This is a genomic window from Archangium minus (assembly GCF_044360475.1).
GTDB classification, from domain to species: domain Bacteria; phylum Myxococcota; class Myxococcia; order Myxococcales; family Myxococcaceae; genus Archangium; species Archangium minus.
Map to the genome: position 1 here is coordinate 4582936 of NZ_CP043494.1, position 16687 is coordinate 4599622.

The following is a 16687-nucleotide window of genomic DNA, read 5'->3' on the forward strand; positions in this document are numbered from 1 at the left end:
GGATTTCCGTTGAGCGCTGTCGATCTCGGCTGCCGACTGATGCTTGCCGTCGTGCTCACGCTGGCGTTCGCCAGCAAGGTGCGCAACCGCAGCTCGTTCCAGGACTTCATCCAGACCCTCGGGCGATTCGGATTTCCCAAGCCCTGGGTGGGCTCGCCGCTGGCAGCCGCCGTGGTCCTCGCGGAGGCAGCCTCCGCGCTCCTGCTGCTCCTTACCTCCTTGGCCGGGTATGTGTTGGCGCTCGCGCTCTTCACGGGCTTCACCCTGGGCATTGCGCGGGTGTTGCGTCGGGGTGAGCGGGTTCGGTGCCGGTGCTTCGGCGCGAGTGACACGCCCATGGGGGCGTCACACCTGGTCCGCAATGGCCTCTTGATCACGGTAACCCTCGCAGGCGCGGTAGGCCACGAGGTGGGTCCGCCGTCTTCTCCGTTGTCCGTGGCGGGGTGGGGCGCGGGGGCCCTCGGAGTCCTCGCCGGGTTTTTCATCACGCGTTGGGATGATCTCGTGTTTCTCCTGCATGGCCCGGAACCGATGGCCGGATCTCCGGCGGCCGCGAGAAAGCAGAGGGGATGATGGAGCTTCTTGTGTTGGGCGGCGCGGTGCTGGCCGTGCTGGTGGTGCTGAACCTGCTGCTAACCTTCGCGCTCATCCGCCGCGTTCGGGTCCTGCAGGAGATGGTGTCCAAGGGGCCCGCCAAGGATCCAGCGCTGCCCCAGCCGGGTGATGCCGTGGGGGCGTTCCAGGCTGCCACCCCCCAGGGCGGACTCCTCACCGACGAAGCCCTGCAGTCAGGGGTGAACCTGGTCGGCTTCTTCACCACGGGCTGCCACCCCTGCGCGACCGTTCGGGCGCAGCTGCTGGAGTCACCACCCAAGCTCCCCTTGATGGCTTTCGTCGAGGGCCGCGCGGATGACCCTGCCGCGCGTGAGCTCGGCACCACGTTGAGTGCCATCGCCCAGGTGGCCTACATCACCGAGGCCGACTCCGTGGCCAAGGCGTTTCGGTCTGCTGGCTATCCCACGTTGATTCGAGTGGAGAACGGCACCGTCGCCGCCGCGGGTCATCAGCTGCGTGACGTCCTGCCATGAAGGAGGAGACCTTCGCCAGGCGACCGTGGCGCGATGCCTTGCGAACCGTGCGCGCGGCCGTAGCACTCCAGTGGCGTGCAGCCCCTGTCGCCTCGGCCGTCGCGCTCGCGCTCACGTTGTGCACCGGGGCTGTCGCCGCTGTGGGAGGCTGGCTGACCAAGCTGCTGCTCGATGAGCTCGGCCGCGGCGCCCAGGTCAACCCTCAGCGGGCCCTGGGACTGGCGGTAGGCGCAGCCGCCGTGGCCGGAGGCGCCATGGCGGTGCTGAACCTCACCGAGTACCTCAACGGGGTGATTCGCTGGCGCGTCACCCTCAAAGTCGAGCGCGATCTCTTCACGAAGGTCAGCGCGTTGGAGAGCCTGCGCTCCTTCGAGGATCCAGCCTTTCACGGTCAGCTTCGGCTGGCGGAACAGGCAGCCCAGGAGGCGCCGCAGCAGCTCTCTGAGTTCGTGCTCGCTGTCATCCGCGCGGTCGTCTCGGTGGTGACCTTGAGCGCTGTCGTGCTGGCGGTGTCACCGCCCATGGCGCTCCTGCTTTTGATGGCGGGAGCGGTGGGGCTGGGCGCGCAGCTCGTCCGCAGCCGCTGGACGGCGCAGCTCTCCGAGTCCCTGGTCCAGACGTACCGCTGGCGCGACTTCTATCACTCGCTCCTCGTGGACATCCGGGCGGCCAAGGAGAGCCGGCTGTTCGGGCTCGGGGAGCTGCTCCTGGACCGGATGGTGACGACGCTGGGAAAGGCCTCGGCACGGGAGCTCGCCCTGGCGCTCAAGGGCGCCGGGATGCAGGCGTCGCTGTCTCTGCTGACCGCCGGCGTCACGGCGCTCGGTGCGTTCATCGTCGTCCAGGGGGCAGTCGAGGGCCGGCACGCCACGGGCGATGTGGCGCTCTTCCTCGCGGCGGTGGCCGGCATCCAGAGTGCCTTCACCGGCCTGGTCGTGCAGATGCAGGAGGCAGGGCGGAGTGTGCTGACCTTCGGGAACTACCTCCAGCTCCTCGGGCTTCCCCGTCGCGCGGCGGGCCCCTTACGAGCCGTGGAGCCGCTGCGGCGCGGAGTGGAATTTCGGGACGCGTGGTTTCGCTACGACGCCAGCGGCCCTTGGGTGCTGCGCGGGGTGAACCTGTTCATTCCCGCGGGCGGCTCGGTGGGGCTCGTGGGCGTCAATGGAGCCGGCAAGAGCACCTTGGTGAAGCTCCTGTGCCGCTTCTACGAGCTCGAGCGTGGCCAGCTTCTCTGGGACGGAGTGGATGTACGTGAGCTCGAGCCGCGTGCGCTGTGGCAGCGGATGGCGGCGACGTTCCAGGACTTCATGACCTACGATCTCACCGCGGCCGAGAACATCGGTTTGGGGAACGTGGCCCACTTGAAGGACGAGGCGCGCATCCGTGCCGCGGCGCGGTTGGCCGAGATCGATGGCAAGCTGGCCGCGCTTCCTGCCGGATACGAGACGCTGCTGAGCCGGACCCTCGCGGGAGAGGACGGCAGCGAAGCGCCGGGAGTCTCGCTGTCCGGAGGGCAGTGGCAGCGGGTGGCGCTGGCCCGAGCCCTGATGCGAGAGGACGTGGATCTGTGGGTGCTCGATGAGCCGAGCTCCGGCCTGGATGCGGGCGCGGAGTTCCAGATTCACCAGACGCTGCAGCGCCATGGGGCAGGGCGGGCGCGGTTGCTCATCTCCCATCGGCTCAGCGCGCTGCGGAGCGCGGACACCATCGCCGTGCTCTCGCAGGGCCAGGTGATTGAGCAGGGCACGCATGAGGAGCTGATGGCGGCTGGGGGCGAGTACGCGCGCTTGTTCACGCTGCAGGCCCGTGGCTACCAGGACCCGCGGGTTGTCTCGCGGGCTCCAAAGGAGGGGGCGGCATGAGCCTCGCGCTCGGAGTAGGGCTGGGAGCCCTCGTGGCTGGCGCCGCACTGGTTCGCTGGGCGCGGAGCCGCTGGATCGTCGTCACCGTGCAGGGCTACAGCATGGAGCCCACGCTGCGCGACGGCCAGCGGCTCATCGCGCGGCGGCTGAGCGGCTCTGGCGCCGGGGCACCCGGGTACGTTCGCTCGGACATTGTCGTCTTTCTGCTCCCCCGCTCGCAGATCGAGGCGATGGACTCCGCGGAGCTGCCCTACCGGATCAAGCGGGTTGCCGCCGTCCCTGGGGATCCGGTGCCGGACTGGGCCTTGGAGGCGCTGTCCGCGGACGCGCAGAGCCGTGTGCCGCCCGGCAAAGTGGTGGTGTCCGGAGACAACCCACGCAGCCAGGACTCGCGGCAGCTGGGCTACATCGACTCGCAGGCCCTCATCGCCGTCGTGCGGCTCTGAGCACGGCATCTCGGGAGTGTGGAGGCAGCCAGGTCGCCTTGTGGATGCCGAGCTCGCGGACACGTGCCATCAGCCGTTGCCGCTTCGGTGTAGGGTCGCTCCATGGCACGCAGTCCCTTGGGGGCGCGCAGGATGTTGCTCCTCGTCATCGCGACGGTGGTTCTCTCCTACCTGGTGCTCTGCCTCCTGGTGTTCCTCTTTCAGAGGAGCATCGTCTTCCCGGTGCCTCCAGGGGCGCGCGAGCCGCAAATGCCCGGCGCCACGCTGCTGCGGATCCCCGGGCGGGAGGGCTCGACGGTCTACGTGCTGCACGTGCCCGCGCCGCCGGGAGCGCCCACGGTGGTGCACTTCCACGGCAACGGAGACCAGCTCGCGGACCAGGTCCCGGTGGCATGGCGCTTCAAGGAGGCCGGGCTCGGCTTCTATGTGATGGAGTACCCGGGCTACGGGCTCGCGGCGGAGAGGGGGCCCTCCGAGCAGGACATCTACGCCGCGGCGGAGGTGGCGCTGGCGCACCTGCACGGAGCCCTGGGCGTCCCCAGGGAGCGCACGGTGCTGCAGGGCCAGTCCCTGGGGTCCGGTGTGGCAGTCGAGATGGCGCGCAGAGGGCTTGGAGCGCGCCTGGTGCTCCTCACGCCCTACACATCCCTCGTGGACATGGGGGCGCGGGTGTTCCCCTGGCTGCCAGCGCGTCTGCTCGTGAGAGACCGGTTCGACAGCGCCGCCAAGGCCCCCGAGGTGAAGATGCCCGTGCTCATCGTCCACGGGACCCGGGACGAGGTGATTCCCGTGGACATGGGGCGGACACTGGGCCGCTTGTTCCCTCACGCCACCGTGCGGCTCGTGGAGGGGGCGACCCACAATGACGTGTTCTACACGCCGGGCGTCCTCCAGGAGCTGGTGCGGTTCGCGCGAGCAGGGGCGTCACACGTGGACACGGGCCACCCCGAGCCTTGAGCAGGGAGTCCTGCCCGGGTGAGCGCGATGCCGCGGCGTGAGCAGGCCCGTCACTTCAGCAGCGGAGCCAGCGCGGGCCAGACATGGTCGCGCAGCTTGGGCTGCACGGCGGCGACGGGGTGGATGTTGTCGGCCTGGAAGGAGGCGCGGTCCATGGCAATGGGCTCCAGCAGGAATGGGAGCAGGGACACCTTGTGTGCCTCGGCCACGGCTCGGAAGTTGGCCGCGAAGCCCTCTGTGTAGGCCTTCCCCAGGTTGGGCGGCATGCGCATGCCCACCAGCAACACCTGGGCTCCAGAGGCCTTGGCCGCGCTCACCATCTTCTCCAGGTTGGCCCGGGTCTGCTTGAGCGGCAGGCCCCGCAGCCCGTCGTTGCCGCCCAGGGCGATGACCACCACCGCTGGCCGGTTGCGCGCGAGCTCTCCTTCGATTCGCGCGGCTCCGCCCGCGGTGGTTTCACCACTGACGCTGGCGTTCACCACCCGCCATCCAGGCGTCTCCCTGGCCATCCGCTCGGCCGTCAGCGCCACCCAGCCCTCCTCCGGCGCGAGCCCGTAGGCGGCGGACAGCGAGTCCCCCATCACCAGCACCGTCCGCACGGGCCCGGCCTCCGCGACCGATGCTCCCAGCGTGGCCAGCCCCACGGCCAGTGCCACCACCAGGCAACCAAGCACACCGGCGGTCCGGGTGCGATCCCTCTTGTATCCTTGGCTCATCCGCTGCAACTCCTCCGGGCCGCCGTTACAAGCCTGCTCCGCGAGCAGACGCTCCCCTGATGAAGAACCCCAATATGCCCCACGACCTCGCGATGCACACCAAAGTCCAGCCCGACCCGCAGCGGTTGGCCCTCCAGGTGTCGGAACTGGGCAAACGCGTGTCCCTGCCGTCCGGCGCGCTCACCATCCTCGAGGGGGTGGGCTTCTCCATCTCCCATGGCGACACCGTGGCCATCGTCGGGGCCTCCGGCTCGGGAAAGAGCACGCTGCTGTCGCTGATGGCCGGGCTGGACACGCCCAGCAGCGGGAGCGTGCTGTTGGACGGCGAGCCGCTGTCCGCCCTGGACGAGGACGGCCGTGCGCGCGTGCGCGGCGAGAAGGTGGGTTTCGTCTTCCAGAGCTTCCAGTTGCTGCCCTCGCTGACGGCGCTGGAGAACGTGATGCTGCCGCTCGAGCTGCGCGGAGACGCGGATGTGGAGACGCCCGCCCGGGCCATCCTCGCCAAGGTGGGGCTGGGGGAGCGGCTGGGCCACTACCCGCGCCAGCTGTCCGGCGGAGAGCAGCAGCGCGTCGCCCTGGCGCGCGCCTTCGTTACCCGGCCGGCGGTGCTCTTCGCCGACGAGCCCACCGGCAACCTCGACACCCGCACCGGCCAGGCCATCGTCGAGCTGCTGTTCTCCCTCAACGCGGAGGCCGGCACCACCCTGGTGCTCGTCACCCATGACGATCACCTCGCGGCGCGCTGCGGGCGGCGGCTGCGGCTCGACGGGGGCCGCCTGGTCCTCGAGGAGCGGCAAGCGCCATGAGATTGCTCAAGATGGCCTGGCGCCAGCTGCGCCGTGACTTCGCCGCCGGAGAGCTCCGCATCCTCCTCGCCGCCCTGGTGCTCGCGGTGTTGGCCGTGACGTCCATCGGCTTCGTCACCGACCGCGCCGAGCGCGCGCTGGCCCTCGAGGCCAACCGGCTGCTCGGCGGAGATGCGGTGGTGATCGGCGACACGCCCCTCGATGGGGTGGTGCGCGAGGCGGCAAAGGCGCCCGGGCTGCGAAGCACCGAGACGCAGGAGCTGCCCAGCATGATCCGGGTCGGCGACGCGGACGATGAGCGGCTCAAGCTCGGAGAGCTCCGGGCGCTCGGGGAGGGCTTTCCCCTGCGGGGCCGCTTCCGCATCGTGGACTCGGTGGACGGCCCCGAGCACGACGCCACGGGCATTCCCGAGCGGGGCAGCGTGTGGCTGAGCCGCGCGGGCGCGGACGCGCTGGATGCCAGACTGGGGGACATGATTGGCATTGGCGAGTCGCAGCTGCGGCTCTCCGCGCTGGTGGTGCAGGAACCGGACGCGGCGATCGACTACTTCAACATCGCGCCCCGGGTGTTCCTCAACCTCGCCGACCTGCCCGCGACGGGGCTGGTGCAGGAGGGCAGCCGGCTCCGCTACCGCCTGGTGGTCGCCGGAGAGCCGGACGCGGTGGAGCGCTTCGTGCGCACCGCGCGTGAAGGGCTCGCGCGTGGCCAGCGCCTGGAGACGGTGAAGGACGCGCGTCCGGAGATGCGCTCCGCGCTCGACAGGGCCGACCGCTTCTTGAGCCTGGCGGCGTTGGTGTCGGTGGTGCTGGCGGCGGTGGCCGTGGCCATGGCGGCGCGCCGGCACAGCGAGCGGCACCTGTCGAGCACCGCGGTAATGCGGTGTCTGGGCGCGAGCCAGCGCACGCTGGTGGCCACCCACGGTGGCGAGCTGCTCCTCGCCGGCCTCATCGCGAGCTCCATCGGCGTCCTGCTCGCCTTCCTCATGCAGTGGCTGGTGGGCAGGTGGCTCTCCGAGGTGCTGAAGCTGGACATCCCGGCGGCCAGCTGGGTGCCGGCGGTGCAGGGGTATGGGGTGGGACTGGTGGTGCTGCTGACCTTCGGTGCACCTCCCATCCTCGCGCTGCGCCGGGTGCCCGCGCTGCGCGTGTTGCGGAGGGACCTTGACCGCACCGAGCCGAGCTCCTGGCTGGTGGGGCTCGCGGGCGTGGCGGGGCTGGCCGCGCTGCTGTGGTGGAAGGCCGGCTCGGCGGGGCTGGCATCCGCGATGCTGCTCGGCATCGTCGCCACGCTGGGCGTGCTGGCCGCCCTGGCGTGGGGGCTCATCTCCGTCGTGCGGCGGCTGCGCTCGCGGCTGCGCGGGAGCTTGCGCTACGGGCTGGCCAATGTGAGCCGGCGCGCGGCCACCAGCGTCGCGCAGGTGTCGGCGCTCGGCCTGGGGCTGATGGCGCTGCTGCTGCTCACCTTCGTGCGCACCGACCTGCTCGATCGCTGGCAGGTGGCGCTCGCCAAGGAGGCCCCCAACCGCTTCATCGTCAACGTGCAGGAGGATCAGCTCGAGCCGGTGCGTGCGTTCATGGCCGAGAAGGGGTTGCCCGCGCCGGACCTCTTCCCCATGGTGCGCGGCCGCCTGGTGGCGCACAACGGCGAGCCGGTGAAGGCCACGTCCGCCGAGGGGGCCGCCAACACCGAGGAAGAGCGTCGCGGGCAGCGGCGGAGGGACCGCGAGTACAACCTCTCCAGCGCCACCACGCTTCGCGACGACAACCGCATCACCGCGGGCACATTTTGGGAGCAGCAACGCCCGGAGAAGCCGGAGCTCTCGGTGGAGGAGGGCTTCGCCTCCTCGATGGGCTGGAAGCTCGGAGACCGCGTGGCCTTCGACATCGCGGGCCAGCGGCTCGAGGCCACCGTCACCAGCCTGCGCAAGGTGGAGTGGGAGAGCTTCCGGCCGAACTTCATCGTGCTGGTGTCGCCGGGCTCGCTCGCGGGCTATGCGGCCAGCTACATCACCGCGATGCACGTGCCCCCTGAGCGCACGCGCTTCACCGCGGAGCTGGTGTCCCGCTTCCCCAACCTCTCGGTGGTGGATGTGGATGCGCTGCTCAAGCAGGCGCGCAGCACCGCGGACCAGGTCTCCACCGTGGTGGAAGTGGTGTTCTACTTCTCGCTGCTCGCGGGCCTGCTGGTGCTGATGGCCGCGGTCAGCGCCAGTCAGGACGAGCGCCTGTTGGAAGGAGGCGTGATGCGGGTGCTGGGCGGTAGCCGCCGGCAGCTGCGGCTCGCGCAGGCCTCGGAGTTCGCGGCCATTGGCCTGCTGTCGGGCCTCACCGCGGCGTTCGCCGCCTCCATCCTGGCCGGAGTCATCGCCACGCAGGTGTTCGAACTGCCATGGCAGGCGGACTGGCGGCTGGTGGGAGTGGGGGGCGGGCTGGGGGTGCTTGCGGCGGTGAGCGCGGGCATGTTCGCCACCCGGCGGGTGCTGGACGCGCCGCCCTCGGTAACGCTGCGCGAGTTGCAGGGCTGAGCGCAGGGGGCGGGAACGGTGTCAAAGGACTCGCCTCCTCTTCGCCCTGTGCGCCAGAAGCGCCTCCCTGCGACCGTCGTACGATTTCCCTTTCATGACCTGGACAAGCTCCGGGTACGAGCCTGAATTCAGACAGAATCATGTAATCATGCTCTCCAACCCAGGCATGGAGAGCACATTGTCAGACAAAACAAGAAGTGGCTCGGGCCGACGTGAATTCCTCGTAAGGCTGGGCACACTCGGAGCGATGGGCGCCGTCTCCGGGTTGCTTCACGCCTGCGACACCTGCGAAGAACCAGACGCCGCGAAGGGCGCCACGCAGCTCAGCGCAGCCGAGGCCGCACGCCGCATCCGCGAAGGTGAGATGAGCGCCGAGAGTTATGCGGGTGCACTCCTGCGCGCCTACCGGGCGCGAGCCGAGCTCAACACCGTGCTTTGGATGGACTCCGAACGGTTGCTCGAGAGCGCGCGTGCGATCGACCGGAGGCGCGCGCGAGGTCAGGTCCTGGGGCTGCTTGCTGGCGTGCCGCTGATGGTAAAGGACAACATCGATGTCGCTGGCATTCCGACCACAGCCGGCACGCCGGCATTGCGACAATACGTGCCGCGTCAGAATGCCCCGGTCATGGACGCGCTCTTCGCCCAGGACGCACTGCTCTTCGCAAAAGCCAACATGCATGAGCTGGCCGCTGGGGCCTCGTCCAACAACGCGGCATTCGGCTCTGTTCGCAATCCTTATGATCGCACGCGCATTCCCGGTGGCTCGAGCGGCGGCACGGCGGCAGCAGTCGCGGCACGCTTCGTACCTGCGGGGCTTGGCACGGACACTGCCGGCTCGGTGCGTATTCCAGCCGCACTCTGCGGGATCTGCGGACTGCGGCCCACCGTGTCGGCACCTATGCGCTGGCCTGACGCCGGTGTCGTCCCTCTGTCGAACGACCTGGATACCGTGGGCCCAATCGCCCGCAGCGTAGGAGACCTGGCACTGCTGACGCAGGCAGTCACCGGCGTCGTGAGCCCCACGCGAGCGTCTCTATCAGGGGTGCGCATCGGCCTGCCCCGCGAGTACTTCTGGGACGATCTCGATCCAGGCGTCGCGGCTGTGACCCAAGGCGCAGTGACGCGCCTACGCGATGCCGGCGTGGAATTCGTCGAGGTGAATCTGACCGAGGTGGTGCAGAGCTCGTTGGACCTGTTCCGCACGTTTGTCGAGATTGGCTACGGCAAGGATCTCCAAACGTTCCTTGCCGCCTACGCGCCAGACATCACGATGCAACAGGTGATAAGCGGCATTGCGAGCAAGGACGTCAGGGCGCTGTTCGAATCGCTTCTTCCCGTGCAGGTCCCCGAGGAGACCGTACACTTCGTGCGGAACCGAGCACGTCCCGAACTGGTTGCGCGCTACACGGAGGTGCTACGCAGCGCCAACGTCGTTGCCATCTTGTATCCGACCGTGCCGGTACCAGCGACCCCGATACGCACCGCAGGCGACGCGCCTGGCGACACCATCGAGCTGAACGACAGGCAGGTGGTCGAGGTCTTCACCTTGATCCGCAATACGCAGATTTCGCCGGTACTGCGGGCGCCGGGGCTCAGCATCCCGGCTGGAATGACCGCCGCCGGCCTGCCCGTAGGTATCGAGCTCGATGCAGTGCCCGGCGATGACACGCGCCTTCTGGCGCTCGGCATGGCCGTTGAGGCAGCCCTGGGTCCACTCCCCCCACCGACAGGGTGACACTCCTCGGAGCGAGGGAACCGGCAGACCGAGGTGAAGAGGATTGCCACCGCCTTCGAGGGCGCGAAGACGCGACGAAGGCTGGAGTGGGGCATTCCGGACCACGGCAAGCTGCAGCGCCTGACCGCCATCCAGCAGCCCACGTTCGTCATCCAGGGTGATGATCTCATGATCCCGACCCGGCTCAGCCACCTCATGGCCGGGCTCATCCCCAACGCCAGGATCAAGATCTACCCGGACTCGGCGCACGCCTTCCTGTTCCAGTACCCGGTGGAGGTCGCCAGGGACGTCGACACCTTCCTGTCGGCGTGAGAGCCTCGCCCGCTCTAACCCCCCAGTGGCGAGGCCTTCATTGTGTCCACCAGGTGGCGGATGAAGGCACGCACGCGGTGCGGGACCTGCCCGCCTCCGACATGGACGGCGTGGATCAGCTCCAGGTCGCCCGGATTGTACTTCTCTAGCAGGGGGACGAGGTGGCCGGCCTTGAGCTCCGCGGCCACATGCCACAGGGACAGGCGGCCGATGCCCACCCCGTTCAGGAGCATCTGCTTCATGGTCTCGCCGTTGTTCACCTGCACGCTTCCCGCGACGACCTGTTGAGTGATGCCGCCCGCCTCCCGGAAGGGCCAGCCACTGCGGGCGCGCCGGAAGTTGAAGGTCAGGCAGTCGTGGTGTCGAAGATCGTCTGGCGTCTTCGGGGTGCCCTTGCGCTGGAGGTAGGCGGGTGAGGCGCAGACGATGCGGCGGCTCTGCCCGAGTTTGTGCGCGAGCAGCGCGCTGTCGGGCAGGTCGCCCATGCGAATGGCGACATCGGTCTTCTGGGTGAGCAGGTCGACCACGTCATCGGTCAAGCTGAGATCGACGATGACGTCGGGGTAGCGCGCGAGGAAGGCGGGAATGGCGGGGACGACGAACTGGGAGCCAAAAGGAATCGACGCATTGACGTGCAGGCGGCCTCGTACCGCGCCCGCGGAGGCGGCCTGCTCGGCGTCATTCAACTCCTGGAGAATTCGCTGTCCCGCCCGGTAGTAGGCCTCACCTTCCTCGGTGAGGCTCAGCGCGCGGGTCGTCCGCATGAAGAGGCGGGCGCCAAGCCGAGTCTCCAGCCGGGTGATGAGCTTGCTGACCGCCGAGGGAGTGAGGCCCACGCTCCTGGCGGCCGCGGAGAATCCCCCCTCCTGCACCACCCGCAGGAAGACCTCCAGTTCGCCAGAGCGTTCCATGAAGATGCGCGCCATTCGTGAATCCAGTTCACAAGTATTGTAACCATCCTGTGAATGTTCATCCCGGCACGCAAGGGTTATTCCGTCTGCACCACGGCACGGCTCACGCCGCCCCTTCCTCAACCCTGACTGGGAGTTCTCATGGACCTGCAATTGAACAAGAAGATCGCGCTGGTCACTGGCGCCACGGCCGGCATCGGCCTCGAGATCGCGCGGACGCTGGCGGCCGAGGGCGCCGAGGTCATCATCACCGGCCGCGCGCGGGCCAAGCTCGACCAGGCGGTGGAGGACATCCGCGCCTCCGGCGGCAAGCACATCCGCGGCGTGCTGGCGGATGCGGCGACCGCCGAGGGCGCGGCCTTGATCCAGAAGGAGGCGAGCGACGTCGACATTCTCGTCAACAACCTGGGCATCTACGAGAGCAAGCCCTTCGCTGAAATCAGTGATGCCGACTGGCTTTCCTACATCAACATCAATGTGATGAGCGGCGTGCGGCTGTCGCGGGCCTACTTCTCGGGCATGCTGAAGCGCAACTGGGGACGCATCATCTTCATCTCCAGCGAGTCCGCGCTCACCATTCCTCCGGACATGATCCACTACGCGACGACCAAGACGGCGCAGCTCTCCATCTCGCGGGGTCTCGCCAACCTGACGAAGGGCACGAAGGTGACGGTCAACTCGGTGCTACCGGGACCCACGCACTCGGAGGGCATTGTCGACTTCCTGCGCAGCGTGTCCAGTGAGCCCGAGGCCCCGGCCGATAAGATCGTGGCCGAGTTCTTCGCCAAGCACCGGTCGGCCTCGCTCCTGCAGCGGATGATCGATCCGGGGGAGATCGCCAGCCTGGTCGCCTATCTGGCCAGCCCCCTGTCCGCCGCGACGAACGGCGCGGTGCTCCGTGCCGAGGGAGGCCTCGTCACCACCATCAGCTGAGGAGGGCGAGGAGAAGCCCGGCCAGGGCCTCGTCACGGAGTCTCGGCGAGGCTCTGGCGCGTCTCAAGCACGGCTTCCGTCGTTGTCTGACACCCTTCTCGGCTGGCTTGCTGGCCTGGTAGATGGGGGGCCATGTCCAACGTCTACCCCCTCTCGCTGCGCTGGGAAGGCACCACCACCGACTACGCCACGGGCGAGCACAGCCGCGCCGCGGTGGCCTCCGCACCGGGCAAGCCGGACCTCGCGGTGAGCGCCGCGGGGCCCTACGGCGGGGACGACACGCGGTGGAACCCGGAGGACCTGCTCGGCGCCTCGCTCGCCACCTGCCACATGCTCACCTTCCTGTCGCTCGCCAGGAAGGTGCGCCTGGACGTGCGCGGCTACGTGGACGACGTGCAGGTGGTGCTCGGCACCGAGGACCGGGTGACGCGCGTCACCGAAATCCGCCTCGCACCCACCATCCGCGTGGCCCCCGGAACGGACGCGGCCAAGGTGCGCGAGATGTTCGAGAAGGCCCACAAGTACTGCTTCATCGGTCTGTCCCTCACCTCCGCCGTGCGCATGGAGCCGCGCATCGAGGAGGTGGCGGCGGGGGAGTAGGGCACCTGCCCGTCGCGGCGAAGGTGTCAGAGGATTCGGAGGCGGATGAGAAGCAGGTCGAAGCTGTCCGGCGTAGCGACCTCCGCTTAGGGCTCGTAGACGCGGGTGCGGAAGTTGGTCGGGGCGGTGGACAACGCCCAGGCGAAACCGGCATGGGCCGCCGCGAGCTCGAACTCTCCCGGCTCGCGGTTGTATTCCTCGAGGAGCAGTCTTCCCTCCTCAGGTTGGTGATCGCGCCCGTGCTCGCCCCCGCCGCGTCCGAGGCCAGGTAGACCGCCGTCTGCGCGACCTGATCGAGCGTCGGCAGGATATTCAGCAGGGTCGACTGCGCCACCGCTGGGAACAGGGCGTCGAACGGCTCGCCCCCCTGAGCGAAGACTTCCCTGGCGTGCGAACCAGGTGCGACCGTTTCCGGAGACGCACTCGAGAGGTACTCGGCTTGGCGGCAGTGCTGGGACTTGACACGGCGCGGCCTCATGGAAGTCCTTCCCTAGGAGCTCCGCGGGCCGTGCGGGATCCGCAGCAGGGGACTGCAGAAACCGCGCGTCTGGCTGCGCCGCGCGTGCTATAAGGGGCCTACGGTCTGCAGTTCACCGAGGCGTCGCCGCCCCGAAAGGGGAGCTAAACCTGCACCTAGACGTGACACGCACTTATCCCCGTGCCGAGTCGTAAGACGGCGACCACCGACATCCTTTCTGGAACGGCGCATACGAGGATAAGCCATGTCCCGACTCGCCCTCCCATTCGAGGTCGCCGACCTTTCGGCGTTCGCCCGCTCGCTGCGCGATCAGCTCGAGAAGCTCGAGCACAAGCCCAGCCATCTGGAGATGCTCAACCTGCTGTGCCGCGCGGCCGGCTTCCGGAACTACCAGCATTTCCGCGCCGATTCAGAGGCCAGGCAACGCCTGGCGGCGCCGGAAGTGAAGCCCCTCCCCGATCATCAGCTCGTCGAAAAGGTCGCGCGACATTTCGACGGGGAGGGCCGCCTGCTGCGCTGGCCGTCCAGGACCCCTCATCTGAAGCTCTGCCTGTGGGTGCTCTGGGCGCGCATTCCGAGCAGCCGCGTCCTTACCGAACGCGAGATCAACGACGTGTTGAACCGCTGGCATGTGTTCGGTGATCACGCCCTGCTGCGCCGGGCGATGTTCGAGGCTGGCCTCGTCGACCGGACACAGGATGGCCGCAAATACCGGCGCATCGAGCAGAAGCCGCCGGTTGAGCTCAGCGCGCTGCTGACCCGTGTGACGGCCGGCGCCGCCTGAGGGCGGTCCCGGGGCGTACGAGACGGCACCCGGTGGGGTACGCGCCATTGTGGTGTTGAGGCTCAATCCGCCAGGGCTAAAGAGAGTCAGGCCCCGGCCGCACACCTCATGGGAGTGCGGCCAGGGCCGGCGTGTACCCCAAGGGGCTGAGTGGTTTCTCCACCAGCCTGGCGCACTGCTCGGGCTGCCCCCGTCAGCGGCCCTCCTCGGCCTTTGCAACAGCACACTCTCTCAACAGTCCTTCCATCCTTCTAATACGCGGAACGGACACAGGGCGTGGGGAGCGTTTAGTGGCTTCAAGTCGGCAATGGGAGCAGCGGGCCCGGAAAAGGCATGGCATCACATCGTTGATGGCGATGAACCGGAAGTGTCAGCCCCTTCACTTATGGTGTGTTCCAAGCCGAACTGATGGTCAGTTCGGCGAGAACCCCTGGGGGTATGGCAGTGAATTCCAATGGTTTGAAAGCGATGTACACCGCGTGTCTCGCGGCCCTGACGGCCTGTGGCCCGAACCCGCTTCCGGGCATCGAGGATCCGGAGCTTGCGCCCAAATTCGACATCGCCGCGTCTCAACTCCAGGCGCTCGCGGATTGCTCGTCCACGTATTCGCTCACCAAGGACGTGGCGCAATCGAATCTCTCGGGCGTGCAGGGCAGCTGGTCCTGCATCTACAAGTTGACCGTTCCGAGTGGCGCGGGGGCGCTCAAATTCACCACGTCGGGAGGTACCGGCGACGCGGATTTGTATGTCCGATACAACCTCGTGCCGGACGGAACGTTGTACGATTGTCGCTCGATGAGTGGCAGCAACGCTGACCAGTGTTCGATTCCGTCGCCGCAAGCCGGGACCTACTACGTCCGACTCTACGGGTACGGCGCGTACAGCGGCGCGAGCCTCACGGCGACCTACGCCACCGTCTGCAGTAGCTCCACCATCATGGATGTGTCGCGCTCGTATCTGAACGTGAACGCGCCGCAGGGGATGTTCTCGTGCGGATTCATGTTCACGGTTCCCACCGGAGTCAACAGCGTCACCTTCACCACCTCCGGAGGCACCGGTAATGGGGACCTCTACGTCCGGAAGCTGGATTGGCCGCGCCTGGACACGTATGACTGCAAGTCGGCGGGTTACAGCAACAACGAGACCTGCACGCTGAATTACCCAACCCCTGGCACGTATTACATCAAGCTCTACGGCACGTCCGAAAGCAGCGGCGCCCAGCTCATCGCCACCATGGACCGCCCCTACACCGCGCCCGTCCTCGTTCGCGGTCAGCCCTACGTCGGCGTCTCCCTGGCCGCGGGCGAGCAGCGGCGATACGAAATCGACCTGCCTTGGGGAAAGAGCGACCTCAAGTTCGGTGTCGCGAGCGGACCCAATACCGGCATTGGCAGTGTCGATTACTACGTGAAGTTCGAATCCGTGGCGGGGCCCCAGAGTTATGACTGCAAGGGCTATAATCTCGGTCCCGCGAGTTATTGCACGATGGGCTGGGGCAAGACGGGGCGATACTACCTCACGCTTGTCGCCAGGGACCGCCCGGTACCGGACCTGACGGTCTCTGTGAACTACACGGACTATTACAACTGACCGAACCCTTGGCGGAGGCGCCCTGGCGGCCCGAGCGCGGCCCCCGTCAGCGGCCCTCCTCGGCCTCTCTGCACCAGCACACTCCCTCAACACGCCTTCCATCCTTCTTATACACGTCTCGGCGGTCCGGCTGGCCGTGGCACCGGACCTGTGGGTATAGTGGAGCGATGAAAACAGGCGGATGCGCATGTGGTGCCGTGAGATACGTGGTCACCCTCGAGCTGACCCCTGTCACGTTCTGCCACTGCTCGAAGTGCCGTCGCTGGCATGGACACGTGGGGGCTTATACCGCCGTCGACCGCCCCGGTTTTCAACTCACCGAGGAGCGCGGGCTCAGGTGGTACGCGGCGTCGCCGACCGTGCGGAGGGGCTTCTGCGGCGAGTGCGGCTCGAGCTTGCTCTGGGACGAAGAGGGCGCGCCGAAGATGTCGATCTGTGCGGGTACCTTCGATGCCCCGACTGGGCTAAGGCCGAAGGCACATATCTACCTGGGGAGCAAAGGCGACTATTACGAAGTGCCTGAAGACGGCCTCCTGCGGCGAGAAGAGTTCACTCGCTGAAGCGTGGTCCGCCACTCTCCGGCGCTCCGAAGTCGAGCGCCCCACACGCCGGCAGCGCTACCTCGATGTCATCTCGATTGAGCGGGGACTTGACCTCTTTTTCGCGCCCCCAGCACTCAGCGCAGCTGGAGGCGCGCGGGGCTTCGGGAGGACGCTCGGCCCCGGATGACCTTCCACTTCCGCTACCGCCAGGGCTTCCTCCCCGCCTTTCCGCAGCTCGAAGGCACGCTGATCAAGCCTAGGCTCCGGTGCCTGCACCCGGACCCCAGATTCTCGCTCCTTGACCTTTGGGTTCGAAACCCGGCTGCATGAGATTCTACGAGTTGGATAAAGACCCCTGAGGCATCCCCTCATTTAGCAAGCTGGCGAGGAGGGGGTCGGTAG

Annotated in this window: 16 protein-coding genes; 14 read left to right on the forward strand and 2 right to left on the reverse strand. The window is 67.9% G+C overall.

The genetic code is table 11. From position 1 onward, the window contains the following. Nucleotides 1–9: 9 nt before the first annotated feature. From F0U60_RS18900 to F0U60_RS18920, 5 genes are all read left to right on the forward strand, one after another. On the forward strand, nucleotides 10–573 hold the full coding sequence (locus F0U60_RS18900; protein WP_395821895.1) for a MauE/DoxX family redox-associated membrane protein: 564 nt from the start codon (nucleotides 10–12) through the stop codon (nucleotides 571–573). Continuing rightward, entirely contained in the window at nucleotides 570–1088 is a 519-nt protein-coding gene (locus tag F0U60_RS18905) for a hypothetical protein (RefSeq protein ID WP_395821898.1), read from the forward strand. The genes F0U60_RS18900 and F0U60_RS18905 overlap by 4 nt, the downstream gene beginning before the upstream one ends. Further along, nucleotides 1085–2950 (forward strand): ABC transporter ATP-binding protein, encoded by a 1866-nt coding sequence (locus tag F0U60_RS18910; protein WP_395821901.1) that lies wholly within the window; start codon nucleotides 1085–1087, stop codon nucleotides 2948–2950. The genes F0U60_RS18905 and F0U60_RS18910 overlap by 4 nt, the downstream gene beginning before the upstream one ends. Beyond that, complete coding sequence (locus tag F0U60_RS18915) at nucleotides 2947–3396, forward strand: S26 family signal peptidase (protein WP_395821904.1); 450 nt, start codon at nucleotides 2947–2949, stop codon at nucleotides 3394–3396. The genes F0U60_RS18910 and F0U60_RS18915 overlap by 4 nt, the downstream gene beginning before the upstream one ends. A 102-nt stretch (nucleotides 3397–3498) precedes the next feature. Beyond that, nucleotides 3499–4353 carry an alpha/beta hydrolase gene (locus F0U60_RS18920; RefSeq protein WP_395821907.1) on the forward strand — a complete coding sequence of 285 codons (855 nt, stop codon included), beginning with the start codon at nucleotides 3499–3501 and terminating at the stop codon, nucleotides 4351–4353. Between the two features lie 50 nt (nucleotides 4354–4403). On the opposite strand, the gene F0U60_RS18925 is transcribed toward F0U60_RS18920, so the two are convergent. Then, nucleotides 4404–5069: an arylesterase gene (locus tag F0U60_RS18925; protein ID WP_395821909.1), complete on the reverse strand. Its 666-nt coding sequence runs from the start codon at nucleotides 5067–5069 to the stop codon at nucleotides 4404–4406. 92 nt (nucleotides 5070–5161) lie between these two features. Here F0U60_RS18925 and F0U60_RS18930 point away from each other — a divergent pair, with 92 nt between their 5' ends. The 4 genes from F0U60_RS18930 (at nucleotide 5162) to F0U60_RS18945 (ending at nucleotide 10447) form a co-directional block, all read left to right on the forward strand. Next, a complete protein-coding gene (locus F0U60_RS18930; protein ID WP_395825305.1) occupies nucleotides 5162–5875 on the forward strand; it encodes an ABC transporter ATP-binding protein in 714 nt (237 codons plus the stop codon). Next, entirely contained in the window at nucleotides 5872–8400 is a 2529-nt protein-coding gene (locus F0U60_RS18935) for an ABC transporter permease (protein ID WP_395821912.1), read from the forward strand. The genes F0U60_RS18930 and F0U60_RS18935 overlap by 4 nt, the downstream gene beginning before the upstream one ends. Nucleotides 8401–8548: 148 nt before the next feature. Next, complete coding sequence (locus F0U60_RS18940) at nucleotides 8549–10135, forward strand: amidase family protein (protein ID WP_395821915.1); 1587 nt, start codon at nucleotides 8549–8551, stop codon at nucleotides 10133–10135. A gap of 33 nt (nucleotides 10136–10168) precedes the next feature. Beyond that, complete coding sequence (locus F0U60_RS18945) at nucleotides 10169–10447, forward strand: alpha/beta fold hydrolase (RefSeq protein WP_395821918.1); 279 nt, start codon at nucleotides 10169–10171, stop codon at nucleotides 10445–10447. A 14-nt stretch (nucleotides 10448–10461) separates the two neighbouring features. On the opposite strand, the gene F0U60_RS18950 is transcribed toward F0U60_RS18945, so the two are convergent. Further along, nucleotides 10462–11373: a LysR family transcriptional regulator gene (locus F0U60_RS18950; RefSeq protein WP_395821920.1), complete on the reverse strand. Its 912-nt coding sequence runs from the start codon at nucleotides 11371–11373 to the stop codon at nucleotides 10462–10464. A gap of 126 nt (nucleotides 11374–11499) precedes the next feature. On the opposite strand from F0U60_RS18950, the gene F0U60_RS18955 reads away from it, so the two are divergent. From F0U60_RS18955 to F0U60_RS18975, 5 genes are all read left to right on the forward strand, one after another. Then, nucleotides 11500–12291 carry an SDR family NAD(P)-dependent oxidoreductase gene (locus tag F0U60_RS18955; protein ID WP_395821923.1) on the forward strand — a complete coding sequence of 264 codons (792 nt, stop codon included), beginning with the start codon at nucleotides 11500–11502 and terminating at the stop codon, nucleotides 12289–12291. Nucleotides 12292–12423: 132 nt separating this feature from the next. Next, the gene (locus F0U60_RS18960; RefSeq protein ID WP_395821926.1) at nucleotides 12424–12891 is read left to right on the forward strand and encodes an OsmC family protein; all 468 of its coding nucleotides are present in this window, start codon (nucleotides 12424–12426) and stop codon (nucleotides 12889–12891) included. A 722-nt stretch (nucleotides 12892–13613) separates the two neighbouring features. Continuing rightward, nucleotides 13614–14153, forward strand: coding sequence for a DUF2087 domain-containing protein (locus F0U60_RS18965; RefSeq protein WP_395821929.1), 540 nt, complete (start codon nucleotides 13614–13616; stop codon nucleotides 14151–14153). Nucleotides 14154–14591: 438 nt separating this feature from the next. Next, a complete protein-coding gene (locus F0U60_RS18970; protein WP_395821931.1) occupies nucleotides 14592–15743 on the forward strand; it encodes a PPC domain-containing protein in 1152 nt (383 codons plus the stop codon). Between the two features lie 167 nt (nucleotides 15744–15910). Then, nucleotides 15911–16303: a GFA family protein gene (locus F0U60_RS18975; RefSeq protein WP_395821934.1), complete on the forward strand. Its 393-nt coding sequence runs from the start codon at nucleotides 15911–15913 to the stop codon at nucleotides 16301–16303. Nucleotides 16304–16687: the final 384 nt, after the last annotated feature.